This is a genomic window from Leuconostoc carnosum (genome assembly GCF_014207505.1).
Taxonomy (GTDB): Bacteria; Bacillota; Bacilli; order Lactobacillales; family Lactobacillaceae; genus Leuconostoc; species Leuconostoc carnosum.
Map to the genome: position 1 here is coordinate 429803 of NZ_JACHGL010000001.1, position 18680 is coordinate 448482.

Genomic DNA, 18680 nt, shown 5'->3' on the forward strand with positions numbered 1-18680 from the left:
AAAGAAAGAATAATATGGTAGAAGAATAACCAAAGAAAAGGAAACGGCAACCACGATTAAACGAAAACCAACGTTACTTAATTGAACATTTGTGGAATAATGAACAACTCTCACAAAGCGATATTGGCCGACAATTAGGTTATGATCCATCAGTGATTAGTCGTGAATTAGACCGTGGTAATGTACTAGACTTCTCTAATCTAGACCGTCACAGTCTGTTAAGAATGAATATTCACGCACGCATTAAATATTCGGCTCAACGTGGTCAGTACATTGCGACTAAAAAACGATTTCGAATGGGGCAAGGGCTTTTACTGACCCCAGAATTAAAAGAACTGATTGAACACTGGATTAATGTGGAACATTGGACACCAGAACAAATTGCCGGTAACGTGCAAGATGTGGCAGTATCGTCCTCAACCATTAGAGATTGGTCCAAAAGAGGCTTAATTGACATTCGTACCCATAAGTATCACCGCCAAGATGGTTCACCAAAAGAACGAGAAATAGCCAGAACACAGCGCGATCGCCAACGAGAGATTGCCCGACTACGCTCCAATCTACAAAAGAGTGGTGAGTTAGTCCGCCATTCTATCTATGATCGTTCACCAGTAGTGGCAAAGCGCAAACAATTTGGACATTGGGAGATTGATTTAGTGTTACCGATGAAACACAATAATGGCCAATATCAAGACCACTCGGCTATTATGACGGTCGTTGAACGCAAAACACGATTTTATGCGTTAGTCAAAGTCAAAAGTAAGCAATCTAAAGATATGATTGAAGCATTCAAGTTGTTTTATGAACGCTATGGCAAAGCTGTCCGGACGATTACCGCCGATAATGGCTCTGAATTTATTTCTTGGGACTTCTTAGAATATGTTCAAAAAGAACTGAAAATTAAACTCTATTACTGTACACCGTCATCACCACATCAACGAGGATCTAATGAAAATCGTAACGGTAAACTCCGTGATTGGTTCCCTAAAGGAACGAGTTTTAAACCAGTAAGACAACAACAGCTCGATGAAGTCGCTGATAAGATGAACGCGATGCCAATGCGAATTGCTTTAAATGGTAAGAGTCCAATTGATTTGTTTGATAAAGAGTATAAGACGATGCAAAGATACCGCAGGGCTTATGAAAAAAGAAAACAAAGAAAGTCATAAATACTGATTACCGTCTATTAACAATAGCCATAATATCAAAGTTAGGGAAATAATACAGCGATCATAATAAACATTTGAACTAGCATATGTTAAGAAATCCTATACTATTTTCATATCTAATTAAGTCCGTTGAACTTTAATCAAAAGGTCTATAAAATTAAGGACAGCTTATTATTTCTATGATAGATAGGGAGAATTTATGATAACTCAACAATACAACGGTATTCAATACCATACTTTAGGTGCAGGGGAGCCAATCTTATTTCTGCATGGTTTATTTTTAGATAAAAATTCTACACAAGTATTTTTTGAAAAAGACTCACAACTCAGTAATTTCAAACGTATATATTTGGATCTTCCAGGTATGGGTAACTCGGAGAAAATTGAAGATCATTCTTCTAACGCTATATTTAAGAAACTAGTAGCATTCATCGATCATATCATCGGAGAAAAGTCATTTATCATATATGGACACTCGTATGGTGCTTATTTGGCTCAAGCAATTAGTCATCACTATCAAAATCAGGTCAGCGCAATGTTTTTAACTTGTCCCGTAGTAATTGCTGACGACAATTCAAGAATAACTGAAAAGCACAAAAATGAATATAGCGGTGAAATAAAAATGACCACTAACGCTTCCTTTTTTCCTGATTTCGAAGCAATGAATGTTTTGATCAATAAGACAAGTTGGTTAGCCTATCAAGAACTCATTTTACCTGGACTACAAAAGGCTAATCAGGTATTTATAGAAAAATTGCAAAAAAATAATTATGAGTTATCTTTTGAACAAGAATTAGATCACTTTGGTAGTGAAACAAAAATTCAAGTCGTATTGGGAAGATATGATCATGTTGTAGGCTATAAACAGCAACTTGCATTATTTGTACAAAAAGAAAATGCCGATATAACATTACTTTCTTCTGCTGGTCACAATATCATGATAGATCAACCTGATGTTATTTATTCACTATTTAACAACTTAATCAAAACACCATAAAAATACCTTTGAACAATTAGTGTTGAAGGTATTTTTATTCGAGCTCAATTTAATAAAAATAGTCAACTAAATCATAATTAACTTATTTTAATGTTTTGCCTCTTGCCAAACAGAACATTTGTTCGTATAATGAATTATACAGCCTTGTTTTGGAGCGTGCATATGGTCAACCAACAAAAAACTGAATATGATTATACGCAAGAAAAACGTCGGGTCATCTTCATGATTGACTCTAAAAGCTTTTATGCGAGCGTTGAAAGTATCGAACGTGGCTTTAATCCCTTAAAGGCACTCCTTGTTGTGATGTCGGAACAGGAAAATACAAATGGTGGTTTGGTCTTAGCAGCTTCACCAATGGCTAAGAAAAAGCTGGGTATTAGTAATGTTACTCGGCAACGTGATATACCCATATGCAACGAACTCATTATTGCTAATCCCAGAATGAATCTTTATATTCAAGAAAACTTACGTATTAACACGATTTACCGTGACTATACGACAGAACAAAATTTATTACCGTATTCAATTGACGAATCAATATTAGATGTCACCGAGACCTGGTCTTTCTTTGGTGACTCTCCAGAAGCTGTTGCACGGCAAATTCAGAAACGTGTCCGTAAAGAAACTGGCATTTATCTCACCGTAGGCATTGGTGATACGCCGGTACTAGCTAAGTTAGCTTTAGATCTTGAAGCGAAACATGCCAACAACTTAACGGGTGTGTGGCATTATGAAGATGTGCCGACTAAACTATGGCCAGTGACGCAACTGGATAACATCTGGAGTATTGGGTCACGGACCGCACACAAACTTGAAATAATGGGGATTCATTCAATGCGTGATTTAGCCCATCAAGATCCGTATATGTTTCGATCTCAAATGGGGCTAATGGGTGAACAACTATTTGCCTTGTCTTGGGGCATTGATCGTTCTGATATGAGTGAAGTGGTTAAACCAAAAAGCAAGTCCTATAGTAATTCCCAAGTTTTGCCACGTGATTACAGTAAAAAAACTGACATTGAAGTCGTCATACGAGAAATGGCTGATCAAGTGGCGACTCGAATACGTGCACACAAAAAGCAAACTTGCTTAGTGAGTCTCTTTATTGGCTTTTCATTTTCTGAAAGTCACAAGCAAGGCAGTCATGGGTTTAGAAAGCAACTGCGCATTGACCCAACTAATGACACGAGAACATTGATGACGACTATGATGACACTGTTTGAAAAACATTGGCATGGTGAGGTCATTAGAAACATAGGCATTGATTACGGTGGCTTAGTAGATGATATTGGTGTGCAACTTGATCTTTTTGAACCAGCTGAGCAAACCCTGAAAGCCAATCAAATTGATCAGGTCATCGATCAAATCCGGCAAAAATTTGGAACAACTGCGGTCATGCGCGCGATGTCACAAGCAGAAGGAGGCACAGCAATTAGCCGAGCCAATCTTGTCGGTGGCCATAATGGGGGTAATAGCTATGAATGATAGTGAGTTTAGTCAGCTGATTAATCATTATTTTCAGAATGATTATCGTGAACGAGGCAAAATGAAATGGAACGGTTTTTTTCTGTCTGATCATACAGCGACACTAAAAAAAGATGACCAGATACGTCATACTAATACAGAAAAATTACCAGCCATCTCACTGGATGTCGCACAAAATAAATTAAGACAAGCCTTTGTCAATTATGATAGTGTGACTGTACAACAAAATATTATCAACACCAAGCGACAATTCGTGCCGAATGTCACTGGATTAGTTAACGGTTTTTCTGATTTAGGTGTGTACATTAATCAAGAATTGATCCCGTTTGAAACGATTAGAACCGTGATAGTCAATGATCACTCATGATGACACATACAAATAACCAAACAAAAAATAAAAATTAGGTGTAACCATATGACAGAAATTGATGATATGATCTTAATGATCAATAAATTATTTACCAAAAAGCCAAATACAATCTATGAAGTCAGACTGGTCAATCAAACATATGCTAAACAAGTTAACGTCTTTTTTGAATATTATCGAATTGGCCACGCCACACATTCTCAGCAAATCGCTCGCTTAGACGACCAATACCGTACACGGCTCCCAGAATTAGCTAAACAAATCCACCAAGCAACTGGGTTGACCGTTAATACCAACTAAACTTAGCAAAAAAAGATACTACAATAATAGACTTCATTTGTAGTATCTTTTTTGTGTCATTGCATTGAAAAGCAATTGCGGATTGATTGTGTTAAAACACCTTAAAATAAGCTTTAGAAACCGTGGACAGTGATTTAACATTGATGTATGACATTGGTACAATAGAATAAGAAGTGTCTGACAAATAAAAAAACAACCAGTGAAATTACAAAAACATTTCCGGAATTTTACCGATTGATTAAACATCTGGTAAATGACTTGCACTTAAAGTATAAACTTATAAGCATAAGGTGTGAAACAGAAGTTGAAAAGTTTCTGTAACATTCCTTGTGCTTATTCTTTTTGTCAAATACGAATATTCATTAAGAAAGTATTAACATTAAAATCAGCACAAAAAAACACAACTAGATTTATTAGCTGTGTTTCAGTACATTGAAAACTAAATATACTCTTGATTGATAAAATAATGCCTTCGACAACGTTATTAATGAGAATCAAAATTTAAAGTTATTTTCAATAACTCAATTTTATATGATTATCAACTATCAAGCAAGCGCAGGTACAGAGAGAAAAGTCTGGCACTGTGTTGAAGAAAATCATAAGACCGATGAGATGAGCACTTATAGTGGCATATAAGTTGCGCCTAAGGCTTATGTCGTGAAGTATCATAAAAGAGTGAAAAACTAAAAAATAAAAAGTGATTTAGCCAATAAAAAAAGTGATAGGATACGTGCTATTTATTTGAATGCCTCTATTATTACAGAGCATATTGTTCTACAATATTCATAAAATATATTATGGGGAAAATAGATGACAATACGTGACATATTAGAGAAAGTTCTAAATAACTATTTACAAGAAAAAAACAAAACTTTAAAAAACAACGAATTTGCCAAACTTTTGAGAAGTGGATTAAAAAAGGCGGTAAGTGATGATTTTATAGCTGGAAATATCACAACAGAGGGATCAGTAGGAAAAGGGAATTGGGCAACAGTTCCGTGGATTGGCATATTTGATACAGCTATATCTAATTCCGCAACAAAAGGATTTTATATTGTTTACTTGTTCTCACCAGATATGAATAGTGTTTATTTATCACTGAATCAGGGGTGGACATTTTTTAATGATATCTACGGTAGAAATGCAAAAAACAACATTGGCAAGGTTTCAGCATATTGGCAAAATACATTAGCTAATCGAACAGACCGTATGACCACTAAACCAATTGATCTAACTAGTTCTTTACAAAATAAGAATAGCTTAGTATCAGGTTATGAATTAGGAAATATTTTTAGTATTAAATATAATAGTGACAATCTACCAAATAACGATCAACTACTAACTGACTTAAAAGATATGTTGTTTTGTTTAAATGAAATTAAAGCTGATTTAATTAATGAAAAAGATCTTCAGCAAAATATTGACTATATACTGTCATTAGATTTAAATTTGAACCCATTGTTGAACAACAATAACATTAAAAAAATAGCCAAAAAATTACCAAACATTGAACTGACGGAAACTGATTCAGTAGAAAAAGAATCAGATAAAAAAGGTCGTAAAATTGATTACGATACGCTTCAGAAGCAAAACTCAATGATTGGATTTTTGGGTGAACGAATTGTTTTGAAATACGAAAAGGATAAATTAAGTGATGACCTCAATTTAGCACAACAAATTGAACATGTTTCTCAAACTAAAGGGGACGGCTTAGGGTATGATATACTTTCTTTTGATAAGCAAGGTAATAAGATTTTTATTGAAGTTAAGACCACTATCCAAGGTAAAAATGCACCATTTTATATGAGTAACAACGAAGTGAATTTTGCTGAAAATCATCCTGATAATTACTTCCTATATAGAGTATATAATTTCAGTAAGCTAGTAGAAATGAATGATGTTAAGTTCTTTAAAATAAGTGGCGGTCAAATGGGGAATATTGATTTGAAACCAGTAAGCTTTATGGCAACTATCAATGATATTGGTAGTTAATTCAAGATATAATTGTTACAACGATTTGATTATTAAGTGGCGGAAAAATGTTCAATCCTGATGTTCCAATCCAATCGTCCTGTGATGATTTACTAGGCAGAAATAAGTTTGCTAAGTAATTAGCTAGATCAATTATAGACTTTGATCAGAGTGATAATTTTAACATTGATCTCTATGGTAAATGGGGATCTGGTAAAACCTCTGTTTTAAATATGACAGTATAATACCTATTAGAGTTAAGCAAAGATGAAATAAATAAACCAAAAATTATAAGGTTTAATCCATGGATGTTTACCGATCAAAATCAATTAGTTAATCAATTTTTCAGTCAGCTTTCAAGCATGTTTATAAGTTTGATGTTACCGATTGGGCAAATCTATTAAATGATAGCATAAAATATTACCTTAAATGCTAGACTGTGTTCAATTCGGGTACTTTACACAGTGAGGAAGAAACGTCCAGAACAATTGAGTTAGTCATAATTGTTGCTCCAATATCAAGGAATCAACATGGCGGAGATGTATAGTGCTAGATTGTATTTCGTAAAAGACGGATAGAGCCTAAATGTGTCACTTAAATGATCTGAGTAACAGGTGGTTTTAAATTATTTAAGAATAGTTAGCACAGTTAAGTGAAACCGGATTTTAGCAAAGCATAAAGTTTATTAACGAATATAACTAATTTATTTGGTGATATTGGTCTAAAATTAATCTATTAACTGCCTATTGCAAAGCCAAAGATAATTATTTTTGTTATAAATTGACATATAGGAGAATACAATGATTATCTTTCATAAACACCGTTTTGTAAGTTTAATATCATTTTTCGTAATCTTAAATATAATTGAATATTTTGTTGGCGATTGGGTTGGAGAATTCATCACCAAATTTCCACTTCATAGTTCAAAGATTGAAGTCATTTTAAATGATACTTTTTTTAAAGTGATTGAGTTGATATTAGCATTCATTTTAAGCCATATTTTGCCAGTTCCAAAATATTTCAAAATTATCTTTGGTAGAAAAACCGTGATTTGGTTGACGCTTATGGTATTAATCACAATATTACTGGCAGTATTTAATAGTTCTAATTTCTGGGAAGCCTTATTTATTGGTGTTGTGGCATCTATTCCTGAGGAATATATATTTAGAGGGATCAGTTTAGGATATTTACTCACCATTTTTAATAAAAATAAAAAAGGTGTTGTATTGAGTTTGGTAATCTCGGCAGGATTATTTTCTTTATACCATATGGGTAACATTCTCAGTCAAAATTTGGAGGCAACAATTCTTCAAATGGTGGCAGTATTTGGTATGGGATTTTTATTTGGCTGCCTATATGTCAGAACTGGTAGTTTATTGATTGCTATGTTCTTGCACTTCTTCAATAACTACTTTGTGACCATACTGAATGGTATGGATACAGATTATAAAATAATTCATTTTAGTGCTGCCACCGTTTATCCTCCAGTTATTCAATGCATTATTTTAATTATAATAGGCATTCTGGTGCTAAATATTAAAAATCCGAATAAGTGGATCCTACCGAAATTATTAAATAGAGATGTAGTTAGTATAAGAACTGAAGGTTCGTTCAAGAAGACTATATACTAAAATGTATAGAGATTGAAAGAGAACAAAAAAGCGCATTTCACAAACTTTCAATTACAGGTACAGAGAGAAATGTCTGGTACTGTGTTGAAGAAAATCATAAGACCGATGAGATGAGCACGTATCGTGGCATATAAGTGCGCCTAAGGATTATGTCACAACATAACTAATGTGAAAAAGCAAAATTAGCAAGAGATTTGCTTCGTGAAAAAAGTTATGAAGCGTGCTATTTTTTAAGTTTTCCTATAATAGAGTTTATTATTTTGTATAATACTATTAATAATAGAATTATGGGAGAAGTACCAATTGGCTGATAATATAAAAAGTTCAGAATTATTACCTCTAAATTCAAAAAAAAATTTACAAGGTAAATCATTCAAACAATATGAACGTTATTTAAATAATGTGATTAAAAATCCTGATATTCAAAATATTGCTATTACAGGTAAGTATGGAAGCGGAAAAAGCTCGATTGTGGATTCCTACTTTGAAAATCGAAAAAAAGCGGACTTTCTTAAAGTTTCTTTTGCTTCATTTAAAGATAAAAATAAGAGCAAGCAAAGTGAAAATAAAAATAGCGATAATAATCTGGATAATAAAAACAAATCTAAAACAAATCGTACTTTCATTATAAAAAATAAAAACAATAGTGATTATAATAGTAGTAGAAAAATTGAGCAAAGTATTATCAATCAAATATTGTATCAAATTGATCCGTCTAAAATTCCTTTAACAAATTTTAAAGTAAAACAACCACTGTCAAAAACAAAAAAGGTATTATATAGTTTAGAAATTATTTTTCTTATTATAATTTTCTTTCCTAGCAATCCTAATATTTTGACTAATTTTTTACAAGGGCTTTTAAGACTTGCTGAATTATTTTTATCTTCTGAATCTTACATGTATTGGTCAATTAATATGTTGCTTACATTGCTAATACAGTATAAGGTAGCCATACTTTTGCCATTTATTAGTTGGAATATATGGTCTTTTCTCAGTCACTTCCAGATAAAACAATTTAAAATATCATTTAAATCAGTGGGTGCAGAAATTGATTTACCAAATGATGATTTATTTGAAAAATATATTGACGAGATTGTTTATATTTTTAAACAGTCTGAAAAGAAAATATTGATTTTAGAGGATATTGATCGATTTGATGAATTAGATATATTTGAAAAACTACGTGAGTTAAACGTCAAGTTAAATAGTAGTTCAAATATGCCGACAAAGTGGCAATTTATCTATTTGGTTAAAGATGATATTTTTAATAATGCTGAAAGTCGGGTCAAGTTTTTCGATATTATTATCCCAGTAATTCCATTTATTACTACTAATAATTCATATTCAAAATTAAACGAACTTTTTTCGAATGAAAAAATAAAGCCGAGACTAATAGATATCTTCAGTAATTATATCGATGACTACAGATTATTAGTTAATATAAGAAACGAATACCAAGTTTTTAAGGCTCATTTAGATTCTAGTGATCTGAATCAATTACTTGCTTTGATTGGGTATAAAAATAAATATCCTAAGAAATTTGATGACCTTCAAAATGGAAAGGGGTCACTAAATGAATTAATAAATAAATTTTCAGCAATCAACTATCAGAAAAAAAATAGTCTACAAAACGAGGTTCAAAATTTAATAAAAAAACATAAAGAAAATATTGCCGAAAGTGAAGATGAAATTTTAGTTCTAGATTTTATGAGAAATGATCGACGTTCTTCTATTAATAATTTGAATAACTATAAATCGGGAAGAGGCTATAACAACAATGAATTTTTACCGTACGAATTGGGTAATTCAAAAAATCAAACTTACGAAGAATATTCAGAAACTAAATATTTTAAAGAAAGAGTTCTATTAGCTACTAGTCCAGAATATTTTGATAAACGTCTAAATGACTTACAAAGCCAAATAACAAATATTGATGAAAAAAAGCTAAAAGATATTGAACGATCAGATTTAAAAGAATCAAGTATCGAAATAGATGATTTAATGTTTGCATTGATTGTTAACGGATTTGTTGACGAACACTACTTAGATGTTATAAATAAGTATTATGGTGATGTTAATAACCACCAATTTAAAAAATCATTAATTTCACAACAAGAGAATTTTGATTTCCAATTGAAATTAACAGATATGTCTCACCTAGTGAAGGATTTAAATTATTCAGATCATCATAAAAAACAGATTTTAAACTTCACTCTGTTCAATTTTTACATTAAATCAGATAATGAAGAAAAAGCATCATTAATGATAGATACTGCTCAGAAGTATCCAAATTTTTTTCTTGAAGAATATTTAACTTATTACCCAAAGGACATTCACAATATTGTCTCTTTAAATAATAAACTACATTTTGATATTTCAAAAATCACACAAGAAAATGTGTTTAAAGAAATAATATTTGGTAATTTTTATGATTGTAATGACATTAATATGGAATATATAGTTCTATATCTTCAAAGAAATAATATATTTGAAAAATACAGTCAGCAAATTATTAGCGGAGATGTTTATATTGCATTAAAAGAAGCAATAATTCAAAACTTGCCAAAAAAATACAACGTAGAAGAAATAATTGATAAGGTTGATAAGGATTTAATAAACGTTTATTTCGACAATAACAAAGTTTATCCAACTATTGACGCTATTCTAGAATATTTTAAAAAGCAAGAACATGATGGTGAATATTTTGTTTTCAATGAAACAATTAACAATTTTTGTAAGAAAAATATTGATGAATTGACTCAAAGTGATGAAATCATTCCAGAAAAGTTATTTGATTCGGTTTTGTGCTCTAATACTATGGATAATAAGCTCAAGGAAAAAATATTTAGTCAGTATGATTCTGCAAATTATCAGTATTATACATCAGCATGGTTAGATAAAATTGAATCTAAAGATTTCTTCATGTTATTAAGCTTTAAATTAGTAGTTTTAGACGAAAAAGTATTCTTATTTTTACTTCAGAATAATAAAGACGTACTAGACTACTTTGAGACTCAGGTAGTGATTAAGGCACTAATTTCACACGATTTTGAAAGTAATGTTATAAGTGTTGATACATTGTTATTACTCATACAAGAAAAAACAGCAGACACATTTTTAATTTTAGCCAAAAATCTATCATTATTTAATGGTTACACTGACAAAATCAAACAATTGCTAGCCAGTTTCCCAGTGAATCAATTTAATAAAGATAATTATAAGTTTGTAAATATTTTAAAAAAAGACAAACGCTCTTTGACCAGTAAATTTACAAATAATGAAGCTAACAAGCACATACTAAAATACTTAAAAGAAAATAATTTTATCCAAAATTTTGCTTTAGCAAATAATAAATATTATATCGAATAATTTTATCCATAGCAGACTCCTAAAAACTTCATAAATATTTATGAAGCTTTTTTAGAAAGTAAATCGAATACCTTTTTTATTTGAAAATATGGTGTTATAATGTGTTTGAAAAGAGAGAAGTTCAATGAAACCTATAAAAGAAGAGAAATATGTAGAACATGGTGATGGTCATATTGCTTCAAATAATGAAGTTTTATCTCTACTTGATCAAATAACAGAGGTAACCAATTCTGAGAAAGGCAATCTCGTTTCTAAACAAGACATTTGTAGAGTTTTCAAAATATCTGATTCAGAATTGAAAATTACTGGTTCACGTGAAGCGATAAGGTGCTTTTTAAATATATCTAACAAAAAATATGATTATATTTTATCCTTAAATAATATTGATAGTATTGATTTTATAAGAGAGTCTTCTTATAACTCTGACGAGTCATATTTACTGCAGTTTAATGTTATAGATGAGGAAACGAAAAAAATATTAATACCGAGCGCTTTATCGTATTATGATTCAAAGAAAAAATTCCTAGATTTATATTTTTCAATGGCAAAGTATGGTGACTTTGCTTTGCATCATGATTCTAAAGAGTTAATTCTTAGCGATATTTCAACATTAAGGCAAAGGCCATCTGTTGCCAATAAAGAAGTTAAATTTCGATTTATAGATGATGACAAAGAAAATAAAACGTATTTACGTGGACTAGTAGGTTCTGAAGGGTACAAAAATTATGATAATGCGATTGTATTTTATATTGCATTAGTTAAAATTAATGAATTTGCTAAACAAGTAAAATCTTCTTTTCGTATCTCAAACATGATTGTAACAGATTCTAAAATCAATTTGTTTTTTTCTGAAGTTGGCACGGTTAATATTTCAAAAAATATTAGTATAAGTACTGGAATTAAGGTTTCAAACAGTGAGCTTGGTGATGGAGCTGCGATATTTAAAATGTTTTATACTATCCATAATAAGCAAGGTAAGAGTATTCGTGTACTTGCGCAAGAATTAACAAAGATAGTTCATAATGCTAATGTCGAAAAAATAAATACCAGTCTTTCTCATTTGAATAATTTCACTGACTACAGAAAAGATATTATAGCGGTTCTGAAAACAATTGAATGGGATAAAAAACTAACTAAATCTGATGACCAAGTGTTAAAATTAACTACAATTGTTGGACACTTAAAGATTGAACGTGGATTCACTGATCGTTTGAAAGAGGAGATAAAATCTTCCGAAGTAATAAAAGATACATTTACACTACTAGATGTATTTGACCTAATGAGTAAAATGAGTAATAAAAAGCAAGAAAACTTACAATTTATTTTAGAAGGAAAATTTCAACAAATAATTGAAAAAATGTCAAAATCGGAATAATTAACTTAATAAGTAACAAAAAGAACAGCCTAGTAGCTGTTTTTTTAATGAACATATTAATTATTTAAAGTAAATATAAGGAGAATATAAAAATGGTTAACAAATTTAATAAATTATCACTACAAGGGAAAAGTTTGGGAAAACTGACCTATGTAGGTCGTAACAAAGTTGGAACCAACGGGGATATTTCGGTCGCTGTACTCAACATTAACGACACCCTAAATACTGAAAACATTACACCACAGGCAGGATTTGATTTTGCTAAATCTTTTGGTACTGAATTGAAATTAATCAATGCTTCAATAACCGGAGGTGAAGCTCGAAGTAATCGACGTGGCGGCGCACGAGTTGCCACAAAGTCTGGTACATTATTGTCGATGTCTGATTCACAGACTGATGATATACCAGAATCAGAATATGATGCTGTATTTGTTTCTGGAAAAGACAAAACACCAGTTGGACGAGTGCGTTCCGCTGATGCTTTTGATAGCCACGATTTGATTTTATTTAGTGTCTCACCAAACTATCAAACCGACAATCAAAATAATCCAGTTCGTGATGATAATGAAGAACCAATCATTTCAAATTATCAATTCAATTTCATGCAACAAAGTAAGTCAGGAGAGGTTAACGATGATGACACTTTTATTCGTATCCTAATTGATCCAACCGAAAGTGAGAGGTTGCAGGTAGATTTAAAACCTGGGGCAAAATTGGCGCCACAAGGACTGAAGTTTGCCTTTGTTGGGAATAATGCCACTGATTGGACAGTGTATGCTGATACCTTGGTATTAGGGGATAATACTAATAAAATTAAACAAAATGCTAGTCAAATCAAAAAGGATGAGAAAGCCAATTAACATTTTTTACGACAAACTACGTTGAAGCAAAAATATAAGTTTAGTTGCAAAAAAATTCTATATAATTCCTGTCATAATCAAGAATAAGGTATACAATAAAATGTATACTAATTGTTAGCTAAGAAAAAAAGTGAGGAATCGCTATGATAGATCCTTTATTTGCAGAGGCATTCAAAAAGTTCGGGCTAAAGGAAGCTCAAACTATTTTAAGCTTTGCTGGTAAAAGTTTAAAAAAATATCAATTTAGAACATATGAGGATTTGCAACTGCTTTATTTTGATTATTTAAATAGGACATTTAAAAAACATAGTACTATTAAAACCTTATTATATAAGTCCGAACCTAAATTCTTATATGACTTTTATGAAAACTTAGACATTTCAAATAACACGGTGAAACATATACCGACAAGAGATTCGAACGAAATATTCACTCAATCCAAGCATATTATTATTTCAGGAACTGGTGGTATTGGAAAATCAATGATGATGAAACATATACTCATTAATCAGTGTTACACTAATTCATCAATACCCATTTTTTTTGAATTAAAGCAATTAAACGATTTAGAGAATACTGGCGAAAAATTTGAAGAAGTATTATTAGATGAGGTATATAGTCAAGGCTTAAAATTTTCTTTGGAGCAATTTATCTATACACTTGAAAAAGGTAGATACACTGTCATTTTAGATGGATTTGATGAAATAAATACAGAGATTGTTCAACATGCAACTATATTAATTAAAAGATTTACAGATAAATATCATTTAAATAACGTAGTAATATCTTCACGACCAAGTGACCAATTTATTGGATGGGAAACATTTACCCAATTTAACATAGATCCATTATCAAAACAACAAGCTGTCTCGTTGGTGAAAAAAATTGATTTTGATAAAAATGTTACTACTAGATTTTTACGCGAACTAAAAAACAGTCTTTACGAAGACAACGAATCTTTTGCTTCTATACCTCTCTTATTGACAATGATGCTACTTACTTATGAATCTAATGGTATTATTCCGAATAACTTAACAGAATTCTACAACCAAGCATTCTATACTTTATATCAGCGTCATGATGCGTCCAAATCTGGATACAAACGGCAACTTAAGTCGAAAATATCAGTTGAAGAATTTAAAAATATTTTGGGTTACGTCGGAATGAAAACTTTCTTTACTCAAAATATTGAATTTTCTGAAGAAGAAATCATTTCGTTTGTAAACAAGTATTCAAATGATCATTCATTGACTGTAAGTGGAACAAATTTTATACATGACGCTATACATTCTGTTTGTTTATTCATCCAAGATGGAACAAAAATTAAGTTTTCTCACAGATCATTTCAAGAATTTTTTGCTGCGTTTTATGTGACTAAATTACCCGACACTATTCAGAAAAAATTGTTACTTAGTTGGTCGCAAAGTGAAAGTTCTATATTAGCTTTTAATAAAAACTTTGTCAATACGCTATTTCATCTTCAAAAGGACAGAACTATTCATAATCTGATAATCCCAATTTTTGATAATGTAATTCAAGCACAAAATGAAGTTTCGAAAGAAGAATTTATAAAATACATTTTTTCAGAATTTATCTTTGCTAAAGAAACAGATACTGACTTAGTTACTATAAGATTTCATCTATCAATAATCGGAGGAACTTTTCTACACTGTCATATAATGTTATTCAGACTCTTGAATATTGACTTCCAACAAGATATTGATGATTCTGAAAAATCGCAACTTGATTCCAAAGAGCTATTTTCTGTTTTAAGCTCTAAATTGGGAGATGAGTTTAGTCATGATATGCGTCCAACTGTAACAATATCAAAGATATGGGATCAAGGGGAAGAAATTAGAAAAACATTAATTGAATATTTGGATGATTGGCTATTTCCTAGAATTGATTACTTAATAGAATGGAAAAATAATTATCACTCTGAGAATTCAACAAAATGGAAAAGAACTTATAAAAGTGTTGTGGAAGATTTGTAGTCAATCAACTAATTTACTTCCGCGTTACTGGTTTCAAAATTTATCATACTTCGTATTTTCACCACAACAGATCATTTAATATACCTATCATTTTTTAGAAAACAAAAAATAAATTAAAAAACACTAAAAAATACATTTTAATCAGATGTATTTTTTTAAGAGAAGAATTATGTTAACACATTTAACAAATTATTCCATGCAAAAAAATCAGGTAGAAATGAGAGTAACATTGAAAATAGATAACATATATTGAATAAACATTTTAAGTCAAAAATAATTTATTTGAAACTTTTGATGTAGTATTATTACAATATAAAAAATGTACTTTATAGGAGTTTTGAATGAATAATTTGTCTATTGATAATTGGATTAGCCTCGTTGGTATTTCACTTCCTATTATTGGCGGTATGTTAACTTTTATCGTTAAATCTTATTCTGATGCTAAAAAAAGGAACGAAGAGCTAAGACCTAACGTTTTTATAACTTATAAGCGTTTTAGAAAAAATGATTTTTTTCGAGAAGTTTTAGTTCTGAAAAATTATGGGAAAACCACCGCACAAGTTAAAGAAATAAGCATCCAACCGTTATTTCATAATAATGGCAATATTAGTTTATCAGATTTTGATCCAAATAGTTTTTCTTCTATTAAGGATCTTCCGATCGCACCTGGTCAAGAAATTCAAACACTAATAGGTATTAGTGGAGCAAATGACGAATTAATTATAAAAGAAAACCGACATTTCAAGATAACATATTCTAATATTTTCTTTAACAAAACATATATTTCAGAATATGATGTTGATGAAACCCATTTTACAGTTTTAAATTACCTTGGAAACGATGATGAAATAAAAGTCATGTTAGATAAAGACCAATTTTCAAAATTATTAGCAGTAAATAAAGATAAGTGATTTTTAAATGTTAGAAAGGAGTATGGATGCTCAGAATTCCAAAACTCAAAATTAATTTTGAGTACGAAAAAAAGAAAAAAGAAAAACCGATCAAAATTCCTAAAGCGCATACCTTGAACTTAGGTCGGGTTCGTTCAATTGTCCTATTAATCTTAATAGGGCTTTTTATTTACTTTAGTTATGTCTTAGTCCTTGCCAATGCAACGGCTCACAAAAATAAAGTGTTACAAAATACTGTCACAAATTTAAGTATCAAAATGAATCAAGAAAGGGCTGGGACAACTAGTTATAATCCATTAGTTGGTGAATATCTAACCAATTTCTTAAACTTATACTATTCATCCTCTAGTAGTGATTCTGATAAGCGTACGCAACAACTAAGTCAGTATTTAGCCAGTAATTTAACATTACCAGAAAGTGATAAAAAGACGAATTTAAAATTAAGTTCCTCAACCTTAACGGGTATTTTTACCATTGATGGGGTTAAAACAGCACAATACAATTTAGTAGTTGAAGCCAATAAGAAACACAGTCATCTCACCGTGAATATTCCGTATGCACAAGCTAATGAAAAGCTAACCGTGATTGGTTTACCTTATGTCGCGAATCCGATTAATAGTGTCAGTCATGTGAGACATGCGAGGTTAGCCAGCACTGGTAAAACGCTTAACAGTGAACAAACCACAGCTAAAGTTACCAAATTTACGCAACAATTTGCTCAAAAGTATGTATCATCATCTACTAAAGATATGTCGTTTCTGATGGCCAATCCAGTTGGACTAGATGGCGCAGTTGACTTTGTCTCTCTTGATGAGAGTACCATCAAAATATCTGGCACGTCGAAACGTCCGATTGTGACGGCTACCATAACTGTCAAAGTTCATGATACAGATATAACTCAAGTACAAACAATCCGTCTTTATTTGAAGCAACAAGCATCAACTTATTTCGTCACTAAGTTTGTGCAAGCATAGAAAGGAGAATCAAATGGATATTTATAACGCTTTAAAACCAGTATTATTAGGTTTAGTTGTCATTATTGCCGGTGGTCGATCAATTCAACACTATGGTAAAAACGAAAACAAAGATATGTGGGTCACCATTTTAATTGGTGGTTTAATTTACTTCTTCGTTAATGGACCAGCCAATACATTAAATGCTTTCTCAGGCTTAATGAATTCAGTATTAAACTTCATTCAAGGGTTAGGGGGATAGAAAATGTACAATTACCGACGGGTCTATACCAACTCCGCTAAATTTCGAACGATTTATGGTGATTTAAAATTGCCAGTCTTTATTGATTCGCGGGTAGCTGGGCTACTAACAATCACTACTGTGATTGATGTCGCTATTATTTTTATTTTTCAACTGTATCAGATTCAAAATGGCCGACTAACCTTTGGTTTTGCTTTACTGGTCATCTCACTATTTACCGTTTATAAGCTCGATAAAGTCTTGAAAATTGATGATTTACCTTTTGAAACGACGCTTAAATATGCCTTATTACATTACTGGCGTTACTGGTTTCAGAAGAAACAGCTTTATCAAGATCAACGCTTAAACAGTAATCAGAGAAAGTATCAAATATTGTAATTAGAAAATTGCAAAACATTTTAAAGTAAATTTCTCTAACAGCACAGTGTTCCTAAATAAAAGTTTTGTTAATGTCAAGTCATAAAACATTTCCCGCTTATGTTTTTAAACACATAATGTTAAATATATTTGCATATATGTTTTAATAATGTTAATATTAATTAAACATTATTTATATTAAGGAGCGGTTATGGATTGGTTTTTGGAGTTAGAACGTGAAGATCAAGAATTCATTAAACAATTAGTTAAGTCTTCTGGTTCACTTAAAGAATTAGCAAAAATATATAAAGTTAGCTATCCAACTGTACGTGTACGTTTAGATAAAATTATTCAACGTATAAGTTTGATAGAACAACAAAAAGAAAGCTCGTTCGAAACTAAAATAATGGAGATGGTCATTAACGATGAGCTTTCACTTCATTTGGCCAAAAAAATCATTGAAAATTATCAGGAGGAAAAAAAATGAGTGCATTAACTGGACCTATTTTGTGTTTTTTAGTATTGGGTGTTTTATATTTTATTGATTACTTTCTTCCTACTTGGCTTGGTACTGTACCAGGAAATGCTCCTATCCTAGTATTTGGTACATAAATTTCTGAACAGTTGTGCCATAATTAATAAAACAAGATAGGAGCATTCCAATGAAACGATATCAAGA

Annotated in this window: 16 protein-coding genes and 2 pseudogenes; all 18 read left to right on the forward strand. The window is 31.0% G+C overall.

What is annotated here, in order from left to right; genetic code table 11:
* Positions 1 to 29: 29 nt before the first annotated feature.
* A pseudogene (locus HNQ98_RS02010) lies at positions 30 to 1169 on the forward strand (IS30 family transposase); the annotation flags it as partial.
* 199 nt (positions 1170 to 1368) lie between these two features.
* Positions 1369 to 2166: an alpha/beta fold hydrolase gene (locus tag HNQ98_RS02015; RefSeq protein WP_150260687.1), complete on the forward strand. Its 798-nt coding sequence runs from the start codon at positions 1369 to 1371 to the stop codon at positions 2164 to 2166.
* Positions 2167 to 2328: 162 nt separating this feature from the next.
* Positions 2329 to 3651 (forward strand): Y-family DNA polymerase, encoded by a 1323-nt coding sequence (locus tag HNQ98_RS02020; protein ID WP_150260685.1) that lies wholly within the window; start codon positions 2329 to 2331, stop codon positions 3649 to 3651.
* Positions 3644 to 4018 carry a hypothetical protein gene (locus HNQ98_RS02025; RefSeq protein WP_150260683.1) on the forward strand — a complete coding sequence of 125 codons (375 nt, stop codon included), beginning with the start codon at positions 3644 to 3646 and terminating at the stop codon, positions 4016 to 4018. Before HNQ98_RS02020 ends, HNQ98_RS02025 begins: the two co-directional genes overlap by 8 nt.
* 48 nt (positions 4019 to 4066) lie before the next feature.
* Positions 4067 to 4318, forward strand: coding sequence for a hypothetical protein (locus HNQ98_RS02030; protein WP_019040578.1), 252 nt, complete (start codon positions 4067 to 4069; stop codon positions 4316 to 4318).
* An 810-nt stretch (positions 4319 to 5128) separates the two neighbouring features.
* On the forward strand, positions 5129 to 6310 hold the full coding sequence (locus HNQ98_RS02035; RefSeq protein WP_184284897.1) for an MrcB family domain-containing protein: 1182 nt from the start codon (positions 5129 to 5131) through the stop codon (positions 6308 to 6310).
* Between the two features lie 131 nt (positions 6311 to 6441).
* Positions 6442 to 6693: pseudogene (locus HNQ98_RS09390) on the forward strand (P-loop NTPase fold protein).
* A gap of 396 nt (positions 6694 to 7089) precedes the next feature.
* Entirely contained in the window at positions 7090 to 7920 is an 831-nt protein-coding gene (locus tag HNQ98_RS02045; RefSeq protein WP_184284898.1) for a CPBP family intramembrane glutamic endopeptidase, read from the forward strand.
* Between the two features lie 303 nt (positions 7921 to 8223).
* Entirely contained in the window at positions 8224 to 11289 is a 3066-nt protein-coding gene (locus tag HNQ98_RS02050; RefSeq protein ID WP_184284899.1) for a YobI family P-loop NTPase, read from the forward strand.
* Between the two features lie 124 nt (positions 11290 to 11413).
* Positions 11414 to 12664 (forward strand): hypothetical protein, encoded by a 1251-nt coding sequence (locus HNQ98_RS02055; protein ID WP_184284900.1) that lies wholly within the window; start codon positions 11414 to 11416, stop codon positions 12662 to 12664.
* Between the two features lie 92 nt (positions 12665 to 12756).
* The gene (locus tag HNQ98_RS02060; RefSeq protein ID WP_259655117.1) at positions 12757 to 13524 is read left to right on the forward strand and encodes a hypothetical protein; all 768 of its coding nucleotides are present in this window, start codon (positions 12757 to 12759) and stop codon (positions 13522 to 13524) included.
* 143 nt (positions 13525 to 13667) lie between these two features.
* Positions 13668 to 15518, forward strand: coding sequence for an NACHT domain-containing protein (locus HNQ98_RS02065; RefSeq protein WP_184284901.1), 1851 nt, complete (start codon positions 13668 to 13670; stop codon positions 15516 to 15518).
* Between the two features lie 341 nt (positions 15519 to 15859).
* Complete coding sequence (locus HNQ98_RS02070) at positions 15860 to 16429, forward strand: DUF8453 domain-containing protein (protein WP_184284902.1); 570 nt, start codon at positions 15860 to 15862, stop codon at positions 16427 to 16429.
* 26 nt (positions 16430 to 16455) lie between these two features.
* The gene (locus HNQ98_RS02075; protein WP_184284903.1) at positions 16456 to 17403 is read left to right on the forward strand and encodes a conjugal transfer protein; all 948 of its coding nucleotides are present in this window, start codon (positions 16456 to 16458) and stop codon (positions 17401 to 17403) included.
* 13 nt (positions 17404 to 17416) lie between these two features.
* Entirely contained in the window at positions 17417 to 17644 is a 228-nt protein-coding gene (locus tag HNQ98_RS02080; RefSeq protein WP_184284904.1) for a TcpD family membrane protein, read from the forward strand.
* 3 nt (positions 17645 to 17647) lie between these two features.
* The gene (locus HNQ98_RS02085; protein WP_184284905.1) at positions 17648 to 18022 is read left to right on the forward strand and encodes an MFS transporter permease; all 375 of its coding nucleotides are present in this window, start codon (positions 17648 to 17650) and stop codon (positions 18020 to 18022) included.
* Positions 18023 to 18212: 190 nt separating this feature from the next.
* A complete protein-coding gene (locus tag HNQ98_RS02090; protein WP_184284906.1) occupies positions 18213 to 18488 on the forward strand; it encodes a DUF2089 family protein in 276 nt (91 codons plus the stop codon).
* Positions 18485 to 18613 carry a hypothetical protein gene (locus tag HNQ98_RS09230; RefSeq protein ID WP_259655118.1) on the forward strand — a complete coding sequence of 43 codons (129 nt, stop codon included), beginning with the start codon at positions 18485 to 18487 and terminating at the stop codon, positions 18611 to 18613. The genes HNQ98_RS02090 and HNQ98_RS09230 overlap by 4 nt, the downstream gene beginning before the upstream one ends.
* Positions 18614 to 18680: the final 67 nt, after the last annotated feature.